Annotated in this window: 16 protein-coding genes; 10 read left to right on the top strand and 6 right to left on the bottom strand. The window is 73.3% G+C overall.

The genetic code is table 11. From position 1 onward, the window contains the following. Nucleotides 1-151: 151 nt before the first annotated feature. Complete coding sequence (locus tag GA0070216_RS02865) at nucleotides 152-640, top strand: DUF3145 domain-containing protein (protein WP_091238241.1); 489 nt, start codon at nucleotides 152-154, stop codon at nucleotides 638-640. 804 nt (nucleotides 641-1444) lie between these two features. Continuing rightward, on the top strand, nucleotides 1445-3175 hold the full coding sequence (locus GA0070216_RS02860) for a glycoside hydrolase family 3 protein (protein ID WP_091238938.1): 1731 nt from the start codon (nucleotides 1445-1447) through the stop codon (nucleotides 3173-3175). A gap of 139 nt (nucleotides 3176-3314) precedes the next feature. Here the strand turns inward: GA0070216_RS02860 and GA0070216_RS02855 are convergent, their stop codons facing one another. Then, the gene (locus GA0070216_RS02855) at nucleotides 3315-6008 is read right to left on the bottom strand and encodes a sugar-binding protein (RefSeq protein ID WP_091238237.1); all 2694 of its coding nucleotides are present in this window, start codon (nucleotides 6006-6008) and stop codon (nucleotides 3315-3317) included. 417 nt (nucleotides 6009-6425) lie between these two features. Here GA0070216_RS02855 and GA0070216_RS02850 point away from each other — a divergent pair, with 417 nt between their 5' ends. From GA0070216_RS02850 to GA0070216_RS02815, 8 genes are all read left to right on the top strand, one after another. Continuing rightward, nucleotides 6426-7589: an ROK family protein gene (locus GA0070216_RS02850; RefSeq protein WP_091238233.1), complete on the top strand. Its 1164-nt coding sequence runs from the start codon at nucleotides 6426-6428 to the stop codon at nucleotides 7587-7589. A 48-nt stretch (nucleotides 7590-7637) separates the two neighbouring features. Beyond that, the gene (locus tag GA0070216_RS02845) at nucleotides 7638-8681 is read left to right on the top strand and encodes an extracellular solute-binding protein (protein WP_091238230.1); all 1044 of its coding nucleotides are present in this window, start codon (nucleotides 7638-7640) and stop codon (nucleotides 8679-8681) included. 193 nt (nucleotides 8682-8874) lie between these two features. Then, entirely contained in the window at nucleotides 8875-9948 is a 1074-nt protein-coding gene (locus GA0070216_RS02840) for an ABC transporter ATP-binding protein (RefSeq protein ID WP_091238226.1), read from the top strand. A gap of 115 nt (nucleotides 9949-10063) precedes the next feature. Then, nucleotides 10064-11845, top strand: a complete 1782-nt coding sequence (locus tag GA0070216_RS02835) for an ABC transporter permease (protein ID WP_245722259.1) — start codon at nucleotides 10064-10066, stop codon at nucleotides 11843-11845. Continuing rightward, nucleotides 11833-12864, top strand: a complete 1032-nt coding sequence (locus GA0070216_RS02830; RefSeq protein ID WP_176738791.1) for a creatininase family protein — start codon at nucleotides 11833-11835, stop codon at nucleotides 12862-12864. The genes GA0070216_RS02835 and GA0070216_RS02830 overlap by 13 nt, the downstream gene beginning before the upstream one ends. Next, nucleotides 12861-13871: an amidohydrolase family protein gene (locus GA0070216_RS02825; protein WP_091238220.1), complete on the top strand. Its 1011-nt coding sequence runs from the start codon at nucleotides 12861-12863 to the stop codon at nucleotides 13869-13871. The genes GA0070216_RS02830 and GA0070216_RS02825 overlap by 4 nt, the downstream gene beginning before the upstream one ends. Nucleotides 13872-13880: 9 nt before the next feature. Continuing rightward, nucleotides 13881-15332, top strand: coding sequence for a lyase family protein (locus GA0070216_RS02820; protein ID WP_091238216.1), 1452 nt, complete (start codon nucleotides 13881-13883; stop codon nucleotides 15330-15332). 100 nt (nucleotides 15333-15432) lie between these two features. Continuing rightward, complete coding sequence (locus tag GA0070216_RS02815) at nucleotides 15433-16353, top strand: ROK family protein (RefSeq protein ID WP_245722258.1); 921 nt, start codon at nucleotides 15433-15435, stop codon at nucleotides 16351-16353. Nucleotides 16354-16441: 88 nt separating this feature from the next. On the opposite strand, the gene GA0070216_RS02810 is transcribed toward GA0070216_RS02815, so the two are convergent. The 5 genes from GA0070216_RS02810 to GA0070216_RS02790 all read right to left on the bottom strand — a co-directional run bounded on the left by GA0070216_RS02810 (nucleotide 16442) and on the right by GA0070216_RS02790 (nucleotide 20899). Then, entirely contained in the window at nucleotides 16442-17074 is a 633-nt protein-coding gene (locus GA0070216_RS02810) for a lipoprotein (protein WP_091238211.1), read from the bottom strand. Between the two features lie 170 nt (nucleotides 17075-17244). Further along, nucleotides 17245-18471 carry a beta-ketoacyl-ACP synthase II gene (gene fabF / locus GA0070216_RS02805; RefSeq protein ID WP_091238207.1) on the bottom strand — a complete coding sequence of 409 codons (1227 nt, stop codon included), beginning with the start codon at nucleotides 18469-18471 and terminating at the stop codon, nucleotides 17245-17247. Nucleotide 18472: 1 nt separating this feature from the next. Next, on the bottom strand, nucleotides 18473-18712 hold the full coding sequence (locus tag GA0070216_RS02800; RefSeq protein WP_067313076.1) for an acyl carrier protein: 240 nt from the start codon (nucleotides 18710-18712) through the stop codon (nucleotides 18473-18475). 76 nt (nucleotides 18713-18788) lie between these two features. Further along, complete coding sequence (locus GA0070216_RS02795; RefSeq protein ID WP_091238205.1) at nucleotides 18789-19733, bottom strand: beta-ketoacyl-ACP synthase III; 945 nt, start codon at nucleotides 19731-19733, stop codon at nucleotides 18789-18791. Next, on the bottom strand, nucleotides 19730-20899 hold the full coding sequence (locus tag GA0070216_RS02790; protein ID WP_091238201.1) for an acyltransferase domain-containing protein: 1170 nt from the start codon (nucleotides 20897-20899) through the stop codon (nucleotides 19730-19732). Before GA0070216_RS02790 ends, GA0070216_RS02795 begins: the two co-directional genes overlap by 4 nt. Between the last annotated feature and the right edge of the window lie 112 nt (nucleotides 20900-21011).

Here is a 21011-nt window from a genome sequence, read left to right as displayed (position 1 = left end):
CAACCGCGGTCACCGGTCCGGGTATTTCCGGCCGGCCAATTTTCCGATTCTCTGGCGCACCATCCGTCACAGCAGTCATCATGTGTGGCAACAGCCACTCGGGTGGTCGAGGTCGTAGGGGAAGACGCACCTCGCTCTCCGGGAGGTCACCGTGCCAACGCGTGGCGTCGTATACGTCCACTCGACCCCGCTCGCCGTGTGTTCACACGTCGAGTGGGCGATCGCGCGCGTCCTCGCCGCGCCGGTCAACCTGCACTGGACGGCCCAGCCCGTCGATCCCGGCGCCCGCCGGGCGGAGTGCGGATGGACCGGTCGGTCGGGGACGGGTGCCGAGCTGGCTGCTGCCCTGAGACAGTGGCCCATGATCCGTTTCGAGGTGACCGAGGAACCCAGCGCGGGCGCGGACGGCGAGCGATTCATGCACGTGCCGGGCCGTGGCCTGTTCCGGGCGGCGGTGGGCGCGGCCGGCGACATCCAGCTCGGCGAGGACCGGCTGCGCAGCATCATGGCGTCGGTACGCCCCGAGGCGCTGGCGCACGCCCTGGACAAGGCGATGGGCACCGCCTGGGACGCGGAGCTGGAGCCCTACCGGTATGCCGGCGACGGCGCACCGGTGACCCTGCTCACCCGGGTCGGCTGACCACAGCGGCGCCGGTGGCCGTGCTGATCGGTCGCCGGGGGCGCGGCCCTCACCGCCCCGTTTTCGCGTCTGCGCCCACACCCACCGCCCCGTCTCACACCCGCCGCCCCGTCTCCCGCTTGCCGTGCGCCCCGCGCCTACCGGCGTGACCTCACCCGTGCCGTGTGCCCGCGCCCTCCCGCCCCGTCTCCCGCGCCGCGCCCTCCGCCCCCTCTTCCGCGCCCTCCGCTCTGTCTCCCACTCGCTCCCACTCGCGCGCCCGCACGCTCCGGCTCGACTCCCGATCCTGCCGTGCTCCTGCGCCCACCGGCGCGCCTCCACATCTATGACCCTGGGAGGTCTATGCCTGTCAGTCATGAATATGACTGACAGGCATAGACCTCCCAGGGAAGTGGTACTCACCTGCGGCGCATGCCTGGCCGTTCGGCCGACGGGCGTGCTCGATGGGGCCTGCGCGCACGTTTGTCCGACTCGGCCGGCGGTGGCACTCGATGGGGTCTGCGGCGCATGCCTGGCCGACTCGGCCGGCGGTCGCGTACCAGGCGCGATGGTCACTGGTGATGGGCCACGCGCGAGGGGTCAGCCGCTCACCCGGGTCGGTGGTTGCCCCGGCACTGCGCGACCGGCTGCGGAGACCTTCGCGCTGCGCTCGGTCGGTGTCCCGGAGTTGGGTGAGCCTGCTCACCCGGACCGGCCATCCAGCGGCCAGGAGGGCCGGGTCAGCCGGACACCCGGTCGGGGACGGGCACCCTCCGCCCATGGCGTGACCTGGTCGGGTTGCCGCTGATCTTCGGCGCGGGTTGGATGGGCCGGGTGCCGATCTCCCCGCGACGTGCCGGCGTCGCCGTCGCCGCCCTGACCGCGCTGCTCACCTCCGGATGTGCGGGGGAGGGGCAGGCTCCTGCGCCGGCCCTGTCCGGGGCCGTCCCGACAGCCAGCCCGACCGTTGCCGCGTCCACCGCCGACGACCCGGCCCGCCGGGCCGCCGCGCTGGCCGGCACGCTCGCCGACGAGGACCTGGTCGGCCAGGTGCTGATGCCCTACGCGTACGGCAGTTCGGCGACGACGGTGACGCCCGGCTCGGCCGCCGGCAACCAGGCCCTCGGCGGGGTCGACACCCCCGCCGAGATGATCGCGAAGTACCGGCTCGGCGGGTTGATCCTGGTCGGCTTCAGCGCCGACGACCCCACCTCCGGCAACCAGTCCACCACCAACGTCGACAACCCGGCGCAGGTGCGGAAGCTGACCGCCGGGCTGCGCGAGGCCGCCGGGAAGCTGACCGCCGGCCCGGCACCGTTCCTGGTCGGCACCGACCAGGAGTACGGGGTGGTCACCCGGATCACCGAGGGGGTGACCACGCTGCCCAGTGCGCTCGCCGCCGGGGCGGCCGACGACCCGGCCCGGACCGAGGCCGCCTGGAAGGCCGCCGGCACCGAGCTGGCGGCGATGGGGGTGAACCTGGACTTCGCCCCGGTCGCCGACGTCCTCGCCACCCGCAGCACGGTGATCGGCTCACGTTCCTTCGGCGCCGACCCGAAACGGGCCGCCGCGCAGGTCGCGGGCGCGGTCCAGGGATTGCAGAGCGCCGGGGTGGCGGCCAGCGTCAAGCACTTCCCCGGGCACGGGCTCAGCGCCGCCGACTCCCACCAGGAGGTCCCGGTGGTCGGCCAGCCCCGGGCCGAGCTGGACGCCACCGCCTTCCCGCCGTTCCGGGCCGGCATCGACGCCGGGGCGATGGCGGTGATGTCCGCCCACCTCGACGTCACCGCGGTCGACCCGGGCACCCCGGCCACCTTCTCCCGCAAGCTGCTCACCGACGTGCTGCGCGGCGAGCTGGGATTCCAGGGCGTGGTGATCACCGACGGGATGAACATGCCGCCGGCCAAGCGCTACCCGCCGGGCGAGGCGGCGGTGAAGGCCCTGCTCGCCGGCAACGACCTGATCCTGATGACCCCGAACGTCGGCCAGGCGTACGACGGGCTGCTGGCTGCGCTGCGCGACGGCTCGCTGCCCCGCGACCGGCTGGTGGCGTCGGTCACCCGGGTGTTGACCATGAAGTTCCGGCTCGCCGACCGACCGACGCCGGCGATGTCCACGCTCGACAGCGCCCCGCACCGGGCCGCCGCGGCCGCGCTGGCCGCCGCAGCGGTCACCCAGCTGCGGGGCAAGTGTGGCGTGCAGGTGTCCGGCCCGGTCACCGTCACCACCTCCGCCGGTCGGGACCGGACCCGGACGGCGCTCACCGAGGCGCTGACCAAGGCGGGCGTGCGGGTGGTGCCGAAGGGCGGCACCCGGGTGCATCTGGTCGGCTACGGCGACGGACCGAAGGACCTCGCCGCCGACGCGGCGGTCACGGTGGCGATGGACACCCCGTACGTGCTGGAGAAGGCGACCTCGAAGACCCTGCTGGCCACCTACTCGTCCAGCCGGGCCTCGATGACCGCGCTCGCCGAGGTGCTGGCCGGCAAGGCCCATCCGACCGGGCGCTCCCCGGTGCCGCTGACCGGGCTGCCCGCCACCAGCTGCACCGGCTGAGCCCGTCGTGACCCCGGGCGGGGGTAGCTGCTGACAGGGCCGGGCGACCGGCGGATGCCGGCGGCGACGGGGGCCCGACGCCAGCGTGGCCGGCCGCCGATGGAGGTCGACGGCCGGCCACGGGTCACGTGGTGGCGGGTCAGCCCAGCGCGACCTGCTGGGCCACGGCGGCGCCGCCGCCCTCGAAGGCGGCCAGCAGCGACGTCGGGGTGCCCCCGCTGACCGGGACCGTCACGGTGACCCGGTCACCGGCGGCCATCCGTACGGTGCGCTCACCCTGGGCCGTGTCGCCGTCCCAGGCGTACAGGTAGGCGGTGCCGGCCCGGTCGGCGCGCAGGGTGACCTGCACCCCGTCGGTGACCCGGTGGGCCGAGGTCAGCCGCAGCGCCGAGTTCTTCAGCCGGGGCACGGCGGCCGGGGCCACCCCGTCCACGGCCGACTGGGCGATGGTCTGCGGGCTGAGCACGCTGCGGGCGGAGGTGTCCGGGAAGACCGGCGCGCTGGGCTGCCGGGCCGCCGGCTGGTAGCCGGGCAGGGTGGCCAGACCGTAGCGGTACGGGTCGGCCCGGACGCCGGTGAAGGTGGACCAGCCCAGCCGGGACTGCGAGCTGAGGTCCTGGGTGTCCGAGTCGTAGACCAGCACGTTGAGACCCATCCGGGCCGGGTCCACCGCGTCGGGCAGCACCGCGAACGGGATGCTCGTCTCGATGGTGTACCCGGTGTAGGGGGAGCTGACCTTGCTGACCACGGTCATTCCGGGTGCGGTCGTCGCCCCCGGGCCCTGCCGGTTGTCGGCGTCGCGCTGCCAGCAGGGCGGGTTGCCGTTGGCCGGGTCGTCGGTGATCGGGAAGATGCCCGCCTTGAACGCGGTGGAGGTGTCCGCCGAGTTCCCCTTCGGGTCGACGATGATCTCCACACTGTCGGTGCGGCGCTGCCGCTTGCAGTCCTGCGGCACCACCTTCTTGCCGAGCACGTCGTCGGTGACCTGGACGAACACCTTCAGGGCGTCGGGGGTCCAGGCGATCCGGCCGGTGGCCGAGGCGTCCTGCGGCGTGGTGGCCTGTCCCTCCCAGATGCGGGAGAGGTCCAGCTCCGGGCCGGGGTACTCGCCGGGGGAGGCGACGCCATCGACGGTGCCGTTGCCGGCGGCCGGGACCTCGGTGGTCGGCACGATCTCCAGCGCGCCGTTCTCCACGGTGCTGCCGGCGGCGCTGGTGGTGGTGATGGTGATGCCGTAGTCGCCGTCCGTGCCGCCCTCGTTGGCGGTCGGCAGGGTGGCGTCGGTGTTGGTGACGGTGAAGGTGACCGCACCGGTCGCGCCGGGGGCCAGCGCGGGGTAGCTCTTGGTGGTCGCGTCGGCGGTGAAGCCGGCCGGCAGGCCGAGGGTGACGGTGCCGTCGCGGCTGACCCGGCCGTGGTTGCGCAGGTCGATGCGGACCGTGCGCTGCTTACCGGAGCCGATGGTGAGCACCGGCTTGATCAGGGTGTCCAGTTGCGGGTACCCGCCGTCGCCGGCCCAGTCGCGGAAGATGCCCACCTCGGGCAGCGGCTCCAGGGTGCCCCGGACGTCGGCGACCACCCGGACGGCCCGGTCGGTGCGCCCGACACCCTGGCGGGTGGTCAGGGTGGCCCCGATGAGCTGCTGCTCGTTGGTGGCGGCGTCGGCCGGGACGGTGACGGTGAACGTCCTGGTCCGCTCCTTGCCCGCCGGCACGTCGTTGTTCAGCACGCCGGAGCCCTTGGCCTTCCAGCCCGCCGGCAGCCGCAGGTCGATCCGGGGCTTGGCCAGGGTCCGGTTGTGCGGGGCGCGCAGGTGCGCGGTGACCTCGACGGTCGCACCGGGGGCGAGGTCGAACCGGTCGGTGGTGAGGTACAGCTCGCTGCCCTTGGGCAGGCCACCGGTCGCCGGCGGCAGCACCGAGCCGCGCAGGATCGCCTCCGGGGAGGTGTCCGCCGGGTCGTACGGGACGCGGCTGTCGATCAGGGTGTAGAAGTCACAGCGGATCTTCGTCGGGTCGGTGGGGGCGGCGGCGGTGCCGGCCCAGCCCTGGGTGACGTACTCCCGGCGGGCGTCGACCTCGATCTCGGCCCAGGTCTTCCCGCTGGCGCTGGGGGTGCCCTCCCAGACGCCGAAGACCTGATCGGTGGGGACGGTCGGGGTGAAGCTGGTCGCGCACTGCGGCCCGGCGGCGGAGGTGCCGGTGCCGCCGCTACGCAGGAACTTCGCGGCCCGGAACGGGGTGAGGCCCTCGGCGCTGAGCTGCTCGGGGAAGGCCTTCGGGTCGGCGGCGGCGGCGAACGCCTCGGCGGCGAACCGGGCGGCCTGCTGGTGGTTGCCGTGGTTGCCCGGGGTCGGCGACGGGTTCATCGTCATGATGATCTCGGGCCGGGTGGTCCGGATGACCCGGACGATCTGGCCCAGGGTGTCGTCGTGTCCCCAGATCTGCTCGGACAGCGGGGCGGACGCGGTGTACCAGAAGTCGACCCGGTCGAGGTTGTAGAGGTTCTCCACGCCGGCCTTGCCGATCGCGGTGCGTTCCTCGCGTTCGCGGATGATGCCCAGCGGCGGGCCCTCTTCGAGACCGACGGCGTTACCGCCGCCCTCGCCGCGGGTGATGGTGACGACGCCGGCCTTGGCGCCGTACTTCTCCTTCCACTGGCCGAGGGTGGCGAGGCTGCCGGCCTCGTCGTCGGGGTGGGCGCTGACGAAGAGGACGTCGAGGTCGACGGCCTTGGCGGGGCGGACGTCGGCCGGGGCGGCGACGGCGGTGGCAGGTGCCCCGGCCACGGCCAGGGCGAGTGCGGTGGGTAGCAGGAAACCCTTGATGCGCATGCAGATCCTTCCGGAACCACGACGTCCGGGCAGCGACCGTCATCGTCGGACGCGGGGCGTCCGACGCGGGGTCGTCAGTGGACGGTGAGGCGGTGGGAACGGGGAACGGTGGGCGTCCTCGGACGCGGTGCACCGGATACGGCAGCGGTACGGGTTCCGTACACACTGGAAGGCCTTCGCTCGGTGACGCTAGGGACCGGCGTGGTGGTGCGTCAATGCTTTGGAAGGTATTTCTTTCTTTGCAGAAGAAAGAAATAGGGCGGTGTCCGGGATGTCCTGCGTTGCGACGCGACGGTGACCCGAACCCGCCCACTGCCCCCATTTGCGGACGTTTTCGCTGCTCCGACGGCTGCCGGTGGCCGGGTCGAGACGGACTCGTTACTTGACTCTTTAATTCGTTCGCCGTAGGAAGGAAGTGTGACAGACGTGGTGACGCCACCAACGAGCCCGGTGAGCCGGGAGCGGTCGAAGGAGATCAAGCGGTTATCCGTGATCTCCACCGCCCGCCAGGTCCGGCTGCTCTCCCGGGCCGAGCTGACCGAGCTCACCGGCCTGAGCCCCGCGACGCTCACCCCGCTCGTGCGTGACCTGATCGCCGAGGGATACCTGATCGAACGCGGTCCGGGCGCCTCCCGGGCCGGCCGCCCACGGGCGATGCTGGAGTTCAACCCCCGGGCCGAGCTGGTCGCCGCCGTCTCCCTGGAGCCGTCCCGGATCAGCTGCGAGATCGCCGACAGCGACGGTGCGGTGGTCGCCCACCGCGCGGTCCGGCTGACCGGCGACATCGTCGACACCATCTGCCGGTCGGTGCCCGAGCTGGCCGGGGACGGCCTGCCGGCGCTGCGCGGGGTGGCCATCGCCGCGCCCGGCGTCATCTCCGGCGGCGCGGTCCGGCTGGCCCCCTCGGTCGGCCTGATCGAGGGCCGTCCGATAGGGGAGTCGGTCCAGCGGGCGCTGGGCGTGCCCGTGGTGGTGGACAACGACGTCAACCTGATGGCGGCCGGCGAACACGCCGCCGGGGCCGGCATGGACGTCGCCGACCTGCTGCTGCTGCACGTCGCCGACGGCATCGGCGCGGGCCTGGTGCTCGACGGCCAGGTCCGGCGGGGTGCCCGGGGCGCGGCCGGGGAGGTGGGTTTCCTGCCGCTGGACCCGGCCGGCCGGGGACACGACGGGATCGGCCCGTTCGAGGCCCGCTGGTCGGAGAACGCGATCGCCGAGCGGGTGGTCGCGCTGGCCCCGGGCCGTCGCCCCGACTCGCCGGTCCGCGCGCTGGTCGCCCTGGCCGCCACCGACCCGCGCGCCGCCGGCTACCTCGACGAGGTGCTGCACGCCTGGTCCCGGCTGATCGTCTCCTGCGTCTGCGTCATCGACCCCGGCCGGGTGCTGCTCAGCGGCGCCGCCGCCGACCTCGACGACGCCGCCGTCGACCGGCTCCAGGGCCTGGTCACCGCCGCCGTACCCAGCACCACCGAGGTACGCCGGGCCGTACTCGGCGACCGGGCCGTGCTGCACGGCGCGGTCAGCTACGCCCTCTCCGCCGCCGCCGCCGGACTGCCCACCCTGTTGCCGGCCCCCTGACCTGACCGCACCGCTGAGCTCCTCTCCCCAACACCTCGGAGGTACCCCATGAGACGTCGACTTCTACTCGCCGGAGCGCTCGCCACCGTCCTCGCCGCCGGCACCGCCTGCGGCGGCGGCTCGGACGACACGGCCGCAGGTGAGACGGAGAAGCTGACGATCTACACCGCCCGCGACAAGAAGGTCTCCACCTTCGTCGTGGACAAGTTCACCGCCAAGTACCCCGAGTACAAGGGGAAGGTGGAGATCCTCAACCTGGGCGCCCAGGAGATCCTGGAGCGGGTCCGGGCCGAGAAGGCCAACCCGCAGGCCGACGTCTGGTGGGGCGGCACCCAGCAGGGGCTGTCCGCCGGTGCCGGCGAGGACCTGCTGACCGCCTGGCAGCCCGCGTTCGCCGGCAAGATGGACGCCAAGTACAAGGACGCCGAGGGGCGCTGGTTCGGTGAGATCCTGCTGCCCGAGGTCATCATGTACAACAACAAGGCGCTGACCGCGGAGCAGGCCCCGAAGGACTGGGACGACCTGCTGAAGCCGGAGTGGAAAGACAAGATCATCATCCGGGACGTGGCCGCCTCGGGCACCATGCGGTCGATCTACGCCGCGATGATCATGCGGCAGTCGCCGGACGGCAGCAACCCGCAGCCGGGTTACGACTGGCTCAAGAAGCTGGACGCCAACACCGGCGCGTACGCGGCCAACCCGGCCGACCTCTATCTCAAGCTCTCGCGCCAGCAGGGCACCCTCAGCGCCTGGAACCTCCAGGACATCCTGCTCCAGGCCAACCAGTCCAACATGCCGTTCGGCTACGTGATGCCGGCCTCCGGCGCCCCGGTGCTGGTCGACGGGCTGGCTGCGGTCAAGGGCGGCAACAGCGCCGGCGCGCAGAAGTTCATCGAGTTCCTCTTCGACGACACGCTCCGCGCCGACCTGGCCAAGGACTACTTCCAGATCCCGGCCGTCGAGATCGCCCAGCAGCCGGAGTGGCTGGCCCAGCTCAACCTCAAGCCGCTCGACGTCAACTGGGACATCATCGGCAAGAACGAGACCGAGTGGATCAACAACTGGAACAGCCAGATCAAGAACAAGGGCTGACCGCACGGGTGCCGGGGGCACGTCCCGCCCCCGGCACCGCCCGCCCGCGACGCGACGGCCCGACCGGAACTCGCTCCCATCGCTGCGGCGACGGCCCGACGGCGTCCCGTGATCCGTACCCCGTGCCCACCGGCCCGGTCCCCGCACCCCCGCCCGCCCGGCCAGGCCGGTACCGCATGAAGGAGAGGACATCATGATCGATGTCACGCTGGAGTCGGTGAGCAAGCGCTTCGCGCGTGCCGGCGACACCGCTGCCGTCGACGACGTCGACATCAGCATCGCCGCCGGGGAGTTCTTCACCCTGCTCGGTCCGAGCGGCTGCGGCAAGACCACCACCCTGCGGATGGTGGCCGGGTTCTACTTCCCCACCTCGGGGCGGATCCGGTTCGGCACCGAGGACGTCACCCACCGGCCGCCGAACAAGCGCGACACCGGGATGGTGTTCCAGAACTACGCCCTCTTCCCGCACATGTCCGTCGCGCAGAACGTCGCGTACGGGCTGAAGATCCGCAAGGTGGGGCGGGCCGAGTCCGCCCGGCGGATCGACGAGGCGCTCGGCCAGGTCCACCTCGCCGGCTACGGCGACCGCCGGATCGACCAGCTCTCCGGTGGCCAGCAGCAGCGGGTGGCGCTGGCCCGCGCGCTGGTCATCCGGCCGCGTACCCTGCTGCTGGACGAGCCGCTGTCCAACCTCGACGCCAAGCTGCGCGAGGAGACCCGGGTGGAGATCCGGCGCATCCAGCAGGAGGCCGGCACCACCGCCATCTACGTCACCCACGACCAGGCCGAGGCGATGGCGATGTCCGACCGGATCGCCGTGATGGAATCCGGTCGGGTCCGGCAGATCGGCGCCCCGCAGGAGATCTACCACCGGCCGGCGACCGCCTTCGTGGCCCGGTTCATCGGCCGCAGCAACGTGCTCGACCTGCCGGTGGTCACCGCCGCCGCCGAGACGGTCACCGTGGGGCTGCCCGACGGCAGCGAGACCGCCGTCACCGCCCCCGTCGACCACGGCCTGCGCGCCGGGGACACCGCCCTGGTCTCGGTACGCCCCGAGCACCTCGGGCTCACCTCGCCCACCGAGGCCGGCGCGCTCACCGGCCGGGTGACCGAGGTGGAGTTCACCGGCATGGCCACCAACCTCGTGGTCGAGGTGGCCGGCGAGCCGGTGCAGGTCGCCGCGATCGACGTCCCGGCCGGCACCGCCGTCGGTGACCAGGTCGGGCTGCGGCTGAACCGCCAGCGCATGTGGGTGGTGCAGCCGTGAGCGCGAGGAGTGAGCCGGTTTTGCGAGCCCCGCAGTCGCGAACGAAGGAGACGCGGGTGAGCGCGAGGAGTGAGCCGGTTTTGCGAGCCCCGCAGTCGCGAACCGAGGTGACACTGTGAGCACCATTCCCGCCACGCCGAGCCCGGCCACCGTGCCGCCGGTCACCACGGACCCCGCCCCACCGAAGGCCGGCCGGCCCCGGCGCGGCCTCAACGCCAACTCGCCCTGGTTCCCGTACCTGCTGGTCTTCCCGCTGGTGCTGATCCTCTTCGGCTACGTGGTGCAGCCGATGTTCGCCACCTTCGCCGAGAGCGTCGGGGTGGACGGGGTGGCCAACTACTCCGAGTTCGTCACCGGCACCGGGGTGGCCCGGTCGGCGCTGCTCACCTCACTGATGATCTCGGCGGCCAGCGTGCTGCTCTGCGGGATCGTCGGGGTGGCGATGGCCTTCCTACTCAAGCGCTTCTCCTTCCCCGGCCGGCGGCTGATCGAGGCGATCATCCTGGTGCCGGCGGCGCTGCCGCCGCTGATCGGGGCGATCTCGTTCCAGCTGCTCTACAGCGAGACCGGCATCCTGCCGCGCGGCCTGCAACACCTGCTCGGCACCGAGGACCCGGTGCTCCCGTTCACCGGCATCGGCGGGGTGCTGGTGGTGCACACCTTCACCATGTACCCGTTCTTCTACCTCGCCGCGTCCGCCGCCCTGACCGGGATGGACCCGTCGGTGGAGGAGGCGGCCTACAACCTGGGTGCCAGCCGGGTCCGGGTCTGGCGCACCGTGCTGCTGCCGATGCTCACCCCGGCCCTGGTCTCCGCGTCGCTGCTGGTCTTCATGACGTCGCTGGCGTCGTACACCGCGCCGTTGCTGTTCGGGGTGGACCGGACGATGACCATGCAGATCTACATCAACCGCACCAACGGCGACCTGCCGATGGCCTCCACCTACGCCTCGGTGCTCGCGGTGGCCTCGGTGCTGTTCCTGCTCGGCATGCGCTGGTACGAGGGGCGGCGCAGCTACCGCTCCCAGTCCAAGGGCGTCGCCTCGCACCGCCGCGAGATCACCAACCCGTTGGGCAAGTGGCTGGCGCTGACCGCCTCGGTGCTGGCCACCCTGGTGCTGCTCGCCCCGGTGGCGACCATCGCGCTGGTCGCCTTCTCCCGGGACGGTTCGTGGACCACCGAGGTGATCCCGTCGGAGTACACCATGCAGAACTTCGTCACGATCTTCTCCGACCCGGGCGCGTACCGGCCGATCCTCAACTCGTTGCGGATGAGCGTGCTCGCCACGGTGGGCTGCGTGGTGGTCGGCGTGCTGATCGCGTACGCGGTGCGCCGGCTCGACTTCCGGGGGCGCGGGCTGCTCGACGTGGCGGTCATGCTGGCCTGGGCGCTGCCCGGCACGGTGGTGGCGATCAACCTGATCTCGGCGTTCAGCACCGGCAACGCGTTCAGCTTCGGCCAGGTGCTGATCGGCACCTTCTGGATCATGCCGCTGGCGTACTTCGTGCGGTTCCTGCCGCTGGTGTTCCGGTCCAGCTCGGCGACGCTGGCCCAGCTCGACCCCTCGCTGGAGGAGGCCGCCCGCAACCTCGGGGCCCCCTGGTGGCGGGCGTTCGGCACGGTCACCCTGCGGCTGATGCTGCCCGGTGTGCTGGCCGGCGCGCTGCTCGCCTTCGTCAACGGGGTCGGCGAGTTCGTCGCCTCGGTGCTGATCTACACCTCGGAGACGGCACCCATCTCGGTCGAGATCAACAACCGGATGTACTCGTTCGAGGTCGGTACCGCCGCCGCGTACGGCATGCTCCAGGTGGTGTTGATCTTCATCGTGATGGTGTTCTCCGGCCGCTTGCAGAACGGCGGCCGGGCCGCCCGGGAGGCAGTGAAGTGGACGGCGTGACCTGGCCGGCCGGTGGTGGGCTGCTGCCCGCCACCCGGATCCCCGGCGGTGAGCTGGCCGCCGTCGCGGCGGCGGCGGACTACGCGGTGCTGCCCGTCGGCGCCGTCGAGTGGCACGGCCCGCACCTGCCGCTGGGCACCGACCTGATCCTCGCCGAAGGCTTCGCCGCCGAGGCCGGCGGCGGGTCCGGCCCGACCGCCGGGGCCGGCGGCACATCCGGCCCGACCGCCGGGGCCGGCGGCACATCCGATCCGGCCGCCGGGGCCGGTGGCGCTGCCGCGTCGGCCGCCGGCGCCTCCGGGGAGGCGGCCACCGGCTTCCCCGGGCCGCGCGGGGTGCTCTTCCCGGCGGTGCCGTACGCGGCCTGCCCGGGGCAGACCCGACCCTGGCCGGGGACGGTGTCGATCCGGCCGGAGATCGCCGTCGGCTACCTCGCCGACGTGATCGAGGGGATCGTCGCCGCCGGCTTCCCCCGGCTGCTGATCGTCAACGGCCACGACGCCAACATGTCCACCGTGCGGGCCGCGATGGAATGGGTCTCCGGCCGGCGCACCGCCAGCCTGCTGCTGGTCAACTGGTTCCAACTGGTCACCCCGGCGGAGACCACCGACCTGTACGGGCCGCTGACCGCCCGTGGGCACGGCGGCGCGTACGAGACCTCCGGGGTGCTCGGGTTCGATCCCGGCGCGGTCCGCCTCGACGCCGTGGCCGACCTGCCGCCGAAGCCGAAGCTGCCGGTCGGCCACCCGTACGTGCTGGTCGAGTCCCGTCCCGATCCCTGGCAGGGCTGGTCCGGGCACATCTCGCTGGCCTCCGAGGCGGCCGGCCGTCAGGTCCGCGCCACGGCCGGCGCGCGGCTGCGGGAGATCGTCGCCGCCTGGGTGGCCGCCCCACCGCCGGCCCCACCCACCACCGACCCGCTCCCGGGCGCGACGGCGGACGGCCCGGCGCCGACGGCGGACGGCCCGGCGCCGACCGGTGCTGCGGCGGCGGACGGATCGACCGGGGGAGTGCGATGAGCGTGGACCGGGGACTCGACATCGTCGACTTCCACCTGCACTTCCGGATCGGCACCGACGAGACGATCCACGCCTGCGAGGACGCCGCCGGGATGCACCCGGGCGGGGAGCACGAACGGGCCGTCCGGGCCGCCGGCTCCGCCCCGTACGCGCGGGCGTGGCGGCAGGCGTGGAGCTTCCCCGACCCCGAGCCGCCCGCCCCGCGCTGGCAGGACGAGGCCGACCGGTGGGCCGACGAGCTGCGCGCGGTGCAGGTGCGGCGGGCCGTCTTCGTCACCGGCGGCGGCAACGACACCGTCGCCGACGTGGTCGACCGCCACCCGGACCTGCTGCTCGGCTTCGCCCACCACGACCCGTACTCGCCGGGGGCCGCCGACGAGCTGGAACGCGCGGTGACCGAACGGGGCCTGCGCGGGTTGAAGCTGTTCGCCCCGCTGCTGCGCGGCCCGCTGGACCACACCGACCTGGACCCGCTCTGGTCCACCGCCCAGCGCCTCGGCGTGCCGGTGCTGATCCACATCGGCCACTACGGCAGCGCCGGTGGCCTCTCCTTCGGCCGGTACGGCAACCCCGACGAGCTGGCCCGGATGGCCCGCCGCTTCCCCGAGCTGCACGTGGTGGTGCCGCACTTCGGCGTCCAGCACGTGCAGGATCTGCTCTTCGCCGCCTGGGGCTGCCCCAACATCCACGTCGACACCTCCGGCTCCAACCAGTGGGTGCGCTGGATGCCGTACAAGCTGACGCTGGAGGACCTGTTCCGCCGTTGCTACGAGACGATCGGCCCGCAGCGCATCGTGTACGGCAGCGACTCGTCGTGGTTCCCGCGCGGCTACGTCACCCGCTACCTCGACGACCAGCTGCGGGTCTGCCGCGAGCTGGGGATGCCCGACGACCACCTCCGCGCGATCTTCGCCGGTAACGCCGAACGGCTGCTGGGCCTGACCGACCGACCAGCCGAGAACCCGGGACCCGGCCCACGCGCCGCGTCCCGGCCCGGAAGGAAGTAAGGAACCGCCATGAGCGAGCTGACCACCTACCAGCGGCACCACCTGGCCCCGACCTACGACCACCACGTCGGCCAGCTCTACCCGGCGATGGTGCGCGCCAGCCAGGCACACGTGGTGATGCTGACCGAGCAAGGGCTCGTCCCCGCCGAGCGGGGTGCCCGGCTGCTGCGCGGGCTGGCCGCCCTGCGCGCCGACACCACCCCCGCCCCGGCGTTCGACGGCAGCTTCGAGGACACCTACTACCTGCTGGAGAAGAAGCTCGCCGAGGCGTGCGGCGTGCCCCCGTCCGAACTGGACGTGCAGATGGCCCGCAGCCGCAACGACCTGGACGCCGGGGTGTTCCGGATGCTCCTGCGCGGCCAACTGCTCGATGTGCTGGACCGGGTGCTGACCACCGGCCGGACCGCGCTGGACGCCGCCGACCGGTACGCCGACGTGGTGATCACCGGCTACACCCACCGCCGACCGGCCCAGCCCACCACCATCGGGCACGCCCTGGCCGGTTACGCCGAGGCGCTGGCCGGTGAGGCTGCCGCGTACGCCGACCTGATCGACCAGCTCAACGTCTCGCCGTTGGGCTCCTGCGCGTTCGCCGGCACCGACCTGGCCATCGCCCCGGCCCGGGTGGCCGAACTGCTCGGCTTCGACGGCCTGGTCACCAACTCGTACGAGGCGGTCGCCGGGGCCGATCACCTGGTCCGGGTGGGCACCCTCAACGCCCAGGCCCTGGCCACCGGCGCCCGGTTGGCCCGCACCCTGATGGACTGGCTGACCTGGCAGTGGGTGGCCACCCCCGGCGACTTCACCCAGGGCAGCAGCATCATGCCGCAGAAGCGCAACCCGGTCGTGCTGGAGCACCTGGTGTCGATGGCCGGTGCGAGCGCCGCCGACGCCGCGTCGGTGCTCAACAACGTCGGGGCGGCCTGGTGGGAGGACTCCAACAACGCCACCACCGACGTGCAGGTCCGGCTCTGGGACAGCAACGACCGGGCGGACCGGTTCTTCGCCCTGGTCGGCGGCTTCCTCGCCGAGTTGGAGCCGTTGAACCCGCCCAGCCGCGAGGAGATCGTCGCGTCCGGGGCCACCACCACCGCGGCGGCCGACGCGTTGACCCGGCACGGGGTGCCGTTCCGGGCCGCCCACTCGGTCGTCGGCCGGCTGGTCCGGGCCGGTGCGCCGGACAGTTGGACCGCCGACGGGGTCCGGGCCGCCGCCGAGGGGCTCACCGACCGGCTGACCGACGACGCCGTCGCCGACCTGATCGCCGCCGCCGTCCGCCCCGACCTGGTGCTGGACCGGGTGCAGGTGGACGGGCCGGGAGCCGCCGCCGTCCGTGCCCAGGTCGGCACCCTGCGGGTCGCGTTCACCGGTGTCTCCGACCGCCTCGCCGCGATCCGCGACCGGCTGGCCCGCGCCGACGAGGCGCTGGACACGGTCGCCGCCGAGGTGGCCGGCCGATGAGCGCGTCGAGTGGGCGATCCGAAGTCCGTCCGCCTGCCCGAGCGGGGAGACCGTCGCGGACGCGACCGGCGGACCGGGTGCGGCGGCGACGGTGGACCAGGTGACCGTGCGGTTGGCCGGCCGGGCCGACACCGGGACCCGCACCGCCGAACTGCTGCTCGGCATCGACTTCGGCGGGACCAAGATGGCGGTCGGGGTGGCCGACGGCACCGGTCGGCTGCTGGCCCACAAGCGGATCGCCACGCACGCCGAGCGGGGTGCCCCGCAGGCGTTGGACCGGGCCCTGGAGTTGGCCGCCGCGCTGGTCGCCGAGGTCGGCGGGCCGCTCGTGGCGGCCGGCGTGGCCTCACCGGGGGTGGTGCGCCCCGACGGCATCGACCTGGCCCCCAACGTGCCCGGCTGGGAACGGCTGCGACTGGCCGACGCCGTCTCCGACACCCTCGGGGTGGCCCGGGTGGCGGTGGACAACGACCTGAACGCCGCCGCCCTGGCCGAGCTGCGGCTCGGTGCCCTGCGCGACGCCGACCCCGGCCTGGTGGTGGGGATCGGCACCGGTGTGGCGGCGGCCGTCACCGTGGGCGGCGCGGTGCTCGCCGGTCACCGGGGCGCGGCCGGCGAGATCGGGTACGCGGTGGCCGGTGGCCCGTGGCCCGGCACCATGCTGGAGCTGGACTTCTCCGGCCGGGCGCTGGACCGGTTGGCCGACGAGCTGGGGGTGGCCGGGCAGGCGGCCGGGCTGGCCGCCGCCGCCGAGTTGCCCGGCGCGGCCCGGGACGCGCTCACCGCCCGGGTCGACGAGCTGGCCCGGCACCTGGTCACCTGCTGCCTGCTGCTCGATCCGCAGCGGGTGGTGCTGGTCGGCGGGGTCGCCGGCAGCACCCTGATCCGGGGGCTGCTCGTCGACCGGTTGGCCGAGGTGCTGCCGCACCGCCCCGACGTGGTGCTGTCCCGGTTCGCCGACGACGCGGCGTTGCTCGGCGCGATCACCCTGGCCCGGGAAGCGGTGCCGGCGACCCGCTGACCGGCCAGCTGTGCGTCCGGCCGCGAGGGGCGGACCGGTCGGCCGGGGCGTCCGGCCCGCGAAGGGGGCGGACCGGACGCCCCGGTGTTCACTTCGGCAGGTTGGCGCTCGACTTCGCCAGTTGGTACGCCGGCAGCATCGCCTCGAACTCCTCGGTGTCCAGGCCGCCGAGGGTGATCATCAGCTTGCCGTACAGGGTGGACACCAGGATCGCCCGCTTGCGTTCGCCGTCCTCGGTCCAGGTGGCCTCGAAGGCGTCCAGCGGGCCGGCCTTCGTCCGCCGGTACTGCTGCTCCTTCGGAGTGTCGAACGCGGCGAGGTACTTGTCCACCGTGTCCTGCGGGTTCAGCGGCGTGGCCCCGGTGATCTGCCAGACCCGCAGGAAACCGATGTTCCCGGCGGGCTTCGCGTCGATCTCGCAGAGCGGCACGGCCGGGCCGAGGCCGAACTCGGCCCCACCCTTCACCGCCTTGGCCTTCCATTTCGCCGGCACCGAGAACGTCATCGACAGCGTGCAGGCGCTGCCCTCGGGGCCGACCGTGGTGGTGGCGGCGGTGGCCGGGGCGACGTCGTCGTACCAGGGCGGGCCGGCGACGACCGGCGAGGCGGTCGGGCTGGCCGACGGCGCGGGCGAGGCCTTCTGGTCCTCCGTGCTGGCCCGGGCGCAGCCGGCGGTCAGGGTGAGGGTGAGTGCGGCCAGCGCGGCCGTACGTCGGATCATCGGTCTGGGGTCCCCGTTCACATCTCGCCGCCGGTGTGACGGCCGGTGGATGCTAGCGAACGGAGATCCCGCCGTGCTGCCCCGCTGCCGCGCCCGGCCCGGGAACGGCCGACCGCGTCGCGGCTGGCCGGCCCGTCGCGGCGCGACACGCGCCGCGACGGGGACCGGGGTCAGGGGCGGGTGAAGACCAGGGCGACGTTGTGGCCGCCGAAGCCGAACGAGTTGTTCAGCGCCGCCGGCACGTCCAGGTGGCGGACCTTGTTCGCGGCGACGTCCATGTCGAGGCCGTCGTCCGGGTCGTCCAGGTTGATCGTCGGCGGGATGACTCCATCGCGGATGGTCAGGATGGTGGCGATCGACTCCAACGCGCCGGCCGCGCCGAGCAGGTGCCCGGTCATCGACTTGGTGGCGGTCAGCACCGGATGGTCACCGAGTGCCCGGTGCAGCGCCTTGATCTCGGCCAGGTCGCCCACCGGGGTCGAGGTGGCGTGCGCGTTGACGTGCACGATGTCGGCCTTCGCCACGTCGGCGTCGGCGATCGCCTTGGCGATGGCCCGGATCGCGCCGGCCCCCTCGGGGTGCGGCTGGACGATGTCGTACCCGTCGGAGGTGATGCCCGCACCGGCGAGCCGGGCGTAGATGTGCGCGCCCCGGGCGGCGGCGTGGTCGGCCCGCTCCAGCACCACGATGCCGGCACCCTCGCCGAGGACGAAGCCGTCCCGGCTCTTGTCCCACGGGCGGGAGGCCTGCTCCGGCTCGTCGTTGCGGGTCGACATGGCCCGCATGGAGCTGAACCCGGCGATCGGCAGCGGGTGGATGACCGCCTCGGTGCCGCCGGCCACCACCACGTCGGCCCGGCCGGAGCGGATCATGTCCAGGCCGAGCGCGATCGCCTCCGCGCCGGTCGCACAGGCGCTCGCCACCGAGTGCACCCCGGCCTGCGCGCCCAGCTCCAGCCCCACCCAGGCGGCGGGACCGTTCGGCATCAGCATCGGGATGGTGTGCGGGGAGACCCGGCGCGGGCCGGACGCCTCCAGGATGTCGTCCTGCGCGAGCAGGGTCAGGGCACCGCCGATGCCCGAGCCCACGCTGGCGCCCAACCGCTCCGGGTCCAGCCCGGAGTCGGCGAGCCCGGAGTCCGCCCAGGCCTGCTGCGCCGCGATGAGCGCGATCGCCTCCGAGCGGTCCAGCCGGCGCAGCTTCACCCGGTCCAGCACCTCGGTCGGCTCCACCGCGAGCTGGGCGGCGATCCGGACCGGGAGCTGGCCGGCCCACTCCTGGGTGAGCGGACTCACCCCGGAGCGGCCGGCGAGCATGGCGTCCCAGGTCGACGCGACGTCCCCGCCCAGCGGGGTGGTCGCGCCGAGCCCGGTGACGACGACGTCGACGCGACTCATATCAGGACTGCGCCTCGATGAAGCTGACGGCGTCCCCGACGGTCTTCAGGTTCTGCACCTCGTTGTCCGGGATCTTGACGCCGAACTTCTCCTCGGCGGCGACCACGACCTCCACCATGGAGAGCGAGTCGACGTCGAGGTCGTCGGTGAAGGACTTCCCCTCGGCCACGTCGTCCGGGTTCACCCCGGCGACCTCTTCGAGGATCTCGGCGAGGCCGGAGGTGATCTCGTCACGGGTCATTGCGGTGGGTTCCTCTCATCGGGGTTTGTTCTCCGCCGGATGGCGGTGCGCCGCGGTCGCCGACCGCGGCGGGTCTTCAGGGGCAGCGGATGACCTGACCGGCGTAGGTCAGGCCGCCGCCGAAGCCGAACAGCAGCACCGGGGCGCCCGAGGGCACCTCCCGCCGCTCGACCAGCTTGGACAGGGCCAGCGGCACGCTCGCCGCCGAGGTGTTGCCGGACTCGACGATGTCCTTGGCGATGATCGCCTGCGGGATGTTCAGCCGCTTGGCGATGCCGTCGATGATCCGCGAGTTGGCCTGGTGCGGCACGAACGCGGCCAGTTCGGACGGGTCGACGCCGGCCTTCTCGCACGCCTGGAGGGCCAGCGGGGCCAGCGCGGTGGTGGCCCAGCGGAACACCGACTGCCCCTCCTGGGCGATGTACGGCCGCCAGCCCTCGATGCGTACCGCGTCGCTCTTGTCCGGCGCGGAGCCCCACACCACCGGCCCGATCCCGGTCGGCTCGTCGCCGGTGGTGGCGGTGACCACCGCCGCGCCGGCGCCGTCGGCGAAGATGATGCAGGTGGAGCGGTCCGTCCAGTCGGTGACGTCGGAGAGCTTCTCGGCGCCGATGACGAGGGCGTTGCGGGACGCGCCGGCCCGGATGGCGTGGTCGACGGTGCCCAGCGCGTAGGCGAAGCCGGAGCAGGCGGTGTTGAGGTCGAACGCGCCCGGGGCGGTGATGCCCAGCTTGGCGGCGACCCGGCAGGCCACGTTGGGGCTGCGGTCGATCGACGTGCAGGTGGCGACGACCACCAGGTCGATGTCGGCGGCGGTGAGGCCCGAGTTGGCCAGCGCCTTGTCGGCGGCGGCGGCGGCCATGTCGGCCACCGTCTCGCCGTCGGCGATCCGCCGGCTGACGATGCCGACCCGGTCCCTGATCCACTCGTCGTTGGTGTCGACGAACTGGGCGATGTCGTTGTTGGTCACCACCCGGGAGGGTTGGTAGTGCCCGAGGGCGACGATCCGACTGCCGCTCATGCCTGGCCTCCGATGCGGGCGATGGGTCGGCCCGGCGCGACCGGGTCGTCCTGGTGGGCGAGCCACTCGGTGAGCGGGCCGCTGTCGTGGGCGGTCACCTCGACCGGCCCCTGCCGGGTGGCGACCTGCCCGAGTACCTGACCGGTGCTCAGCTCGGTGCCCTCGGTGAGGCCCTCCGCCGGGGCGAAGGTGCCTACGGCGGGGGCGACGACCACCCGGGAGCGGGACGTCGGCCGGCGACCGGGCGGGCCGCTGTGCCGGGCGATCAGGTCCCGGGCGGCGGGCAGGTCGGCGGGGGTGTTCAGGGTGACGATCTCCGGTGCGCCGGTGGCCTTGAGTTCCCGCTTGACCAGCCCGGCGAGGGTGCCGGCCGGGGGGAGTTCGAGTACGCCGGTGACCCCCAGGTCGGCCAGCGTACGCATGCACAGGTCCCAGCGCACCGGCGCGGTGACCTGCCGGACCAGCCGGTGGACCAGTTCCCGGCCGTGCGGGACGGGAGCCCCGTCGAGGTCGGAGAGCAGGATGCGGGCCGGGTCCGACGGGGTGATCCCGGCGGCGACGGCGGCCAGCGCCGCTTCGGCGGGGGCCATGTGCGGGGTGTGGAACGCCCCGGCGACCTTGAGCCGGATGATCCGGGCCTTCGTCGGGGGCTCGGCGGCGAGCTTGTCCAGGGCGTCGAGCGTGCCGGCGGCGACCACCTGGCCGCCACCGTTGCGGTTGGCCGGGTGCAGGCCGCGGGTGGCGAGGGCGGCGAGCACCTCGTCCGGGTCGCCACCGAGCACGGCGGCCATCCCGGTCGGTGCCAGCGCGCAGGCGGCGGCCATCTCCCGGCCGCGTACCCCGGCCAGGGTGATCGCCGTCTCGGCGGAGAACACCCCGGCCAGCGCGGCGGCGGCCAGCTCGCCGACGCTGTGCCCGGCGACCAGGTTCACGTCGTGCAGGGGCAGGTGCTCGGCCGCCAGCAGCGCGGAGGCCACCAGCAGCGGTTGGGTGCGGGCGGTGTCCCGGATCTCGTCGGCGTCCGCCTCGGTGCCGAGCCGCACCAGGTCGACCCCGGCCGGCACCGACCACCAGCGCAGCCGTGACTCGGCGCCACGCAGCGCGAGCCAGGGGGTCAGGAAGCCGGGCTTCTGGGAACCCTGGCCGGGAGAGAGGACGGCGAGCACGTCTATGACTCTTCCCGATACCCCGGGGTATCCGCTGTGCGGGCAGACACCAAACCGCACTAGAACTCTTGGAGGTTTCCTACAAACATCGGCGATGATCGTCGCCGTTCGG

This window comes from Micromonospora matsumotoense (genome assembly GCF_900091525.1).
Taxonomy (GTDB): domain Bacteria; phylum Actinomycetota; class Actinomycetes; order Mycobacteriales; family Micromonosporaceae; genus Micromonospora; species Micromonospora matsumotoensis.
This window is presented reverse-complemented; position numbering and strand designations above follow the sequence as displayed.

Coding starts and splice junctions, on each gene's coding strand:
- GA0070216_RS02860 (WP_091238938.1), top strand. CDS start 1,445: ATGGGCCGGGTGCCGATCTCCCCGCGACGTGCCGGCGTCGCCGTCGCC.
- GA0070216_RS02855 (WP_091238237.1), bottom strand. CDS start 6,008: ATGCGCATCAAGGGTTTCCTGCTACCCACCGCACTCGCCCTGGCCGTG.
- GA0070216_RS02845 (WP_091238230.1), top strand. CDS start 7,638: ATGAGACGTCGACTTCTACTCGCCGGAGCGCTCGCCACCGTCCTCGCC.
- GA0070216_RS02840 (WP_091238226.1), top strand. CDS start 8,875: ATGATCGATGTCACGCTGGAGTCGGTGAGCAAGCGCTTCGCGCGTGCC.
- GA0070216_RS02825 (WP_091238220.1), top strand. CDS start 12,861: ATGAGCGTGGACCGGGGACTCGACATCGTCGACTTCCACCTGCACTTC.
- GA0070216_RS02820 (WP_091238216.1), top strand. CDS start 13,881: ATGAGCGAGCTGACCACCTACCAGCGGCACCACCTGGCCCCGACCTAC.
- GA0070216_RS02810 (WP_091238211.1), bottom strand. CDS start 17,074: ATGATCCGACGTACGGCCGCGCTGGCCGCACTCACCCTCACCCTGACC.
- fabF (WP_091238207.1), bottom strand. CDS start 18,471: ATGAGTCGCGTCGACGTCGTCGTCACCGGGCTCGGCGCGACCACCCCG.
- GA0070216_RS02800 (WP_067313076.1), bottom strand. CDS start 18,712: ATGACCCGTGACGAGATCACCTCCGGCCTCGCCGAGATCCTCGAAGAG.
- GA0070216_RS02795 (WP_091238205.1), bottom strand. CDS start 19,733: ATGAGCGGCAGTCGGATCGTCGCCCTCGGGCACTACCAACCCTCCCGG.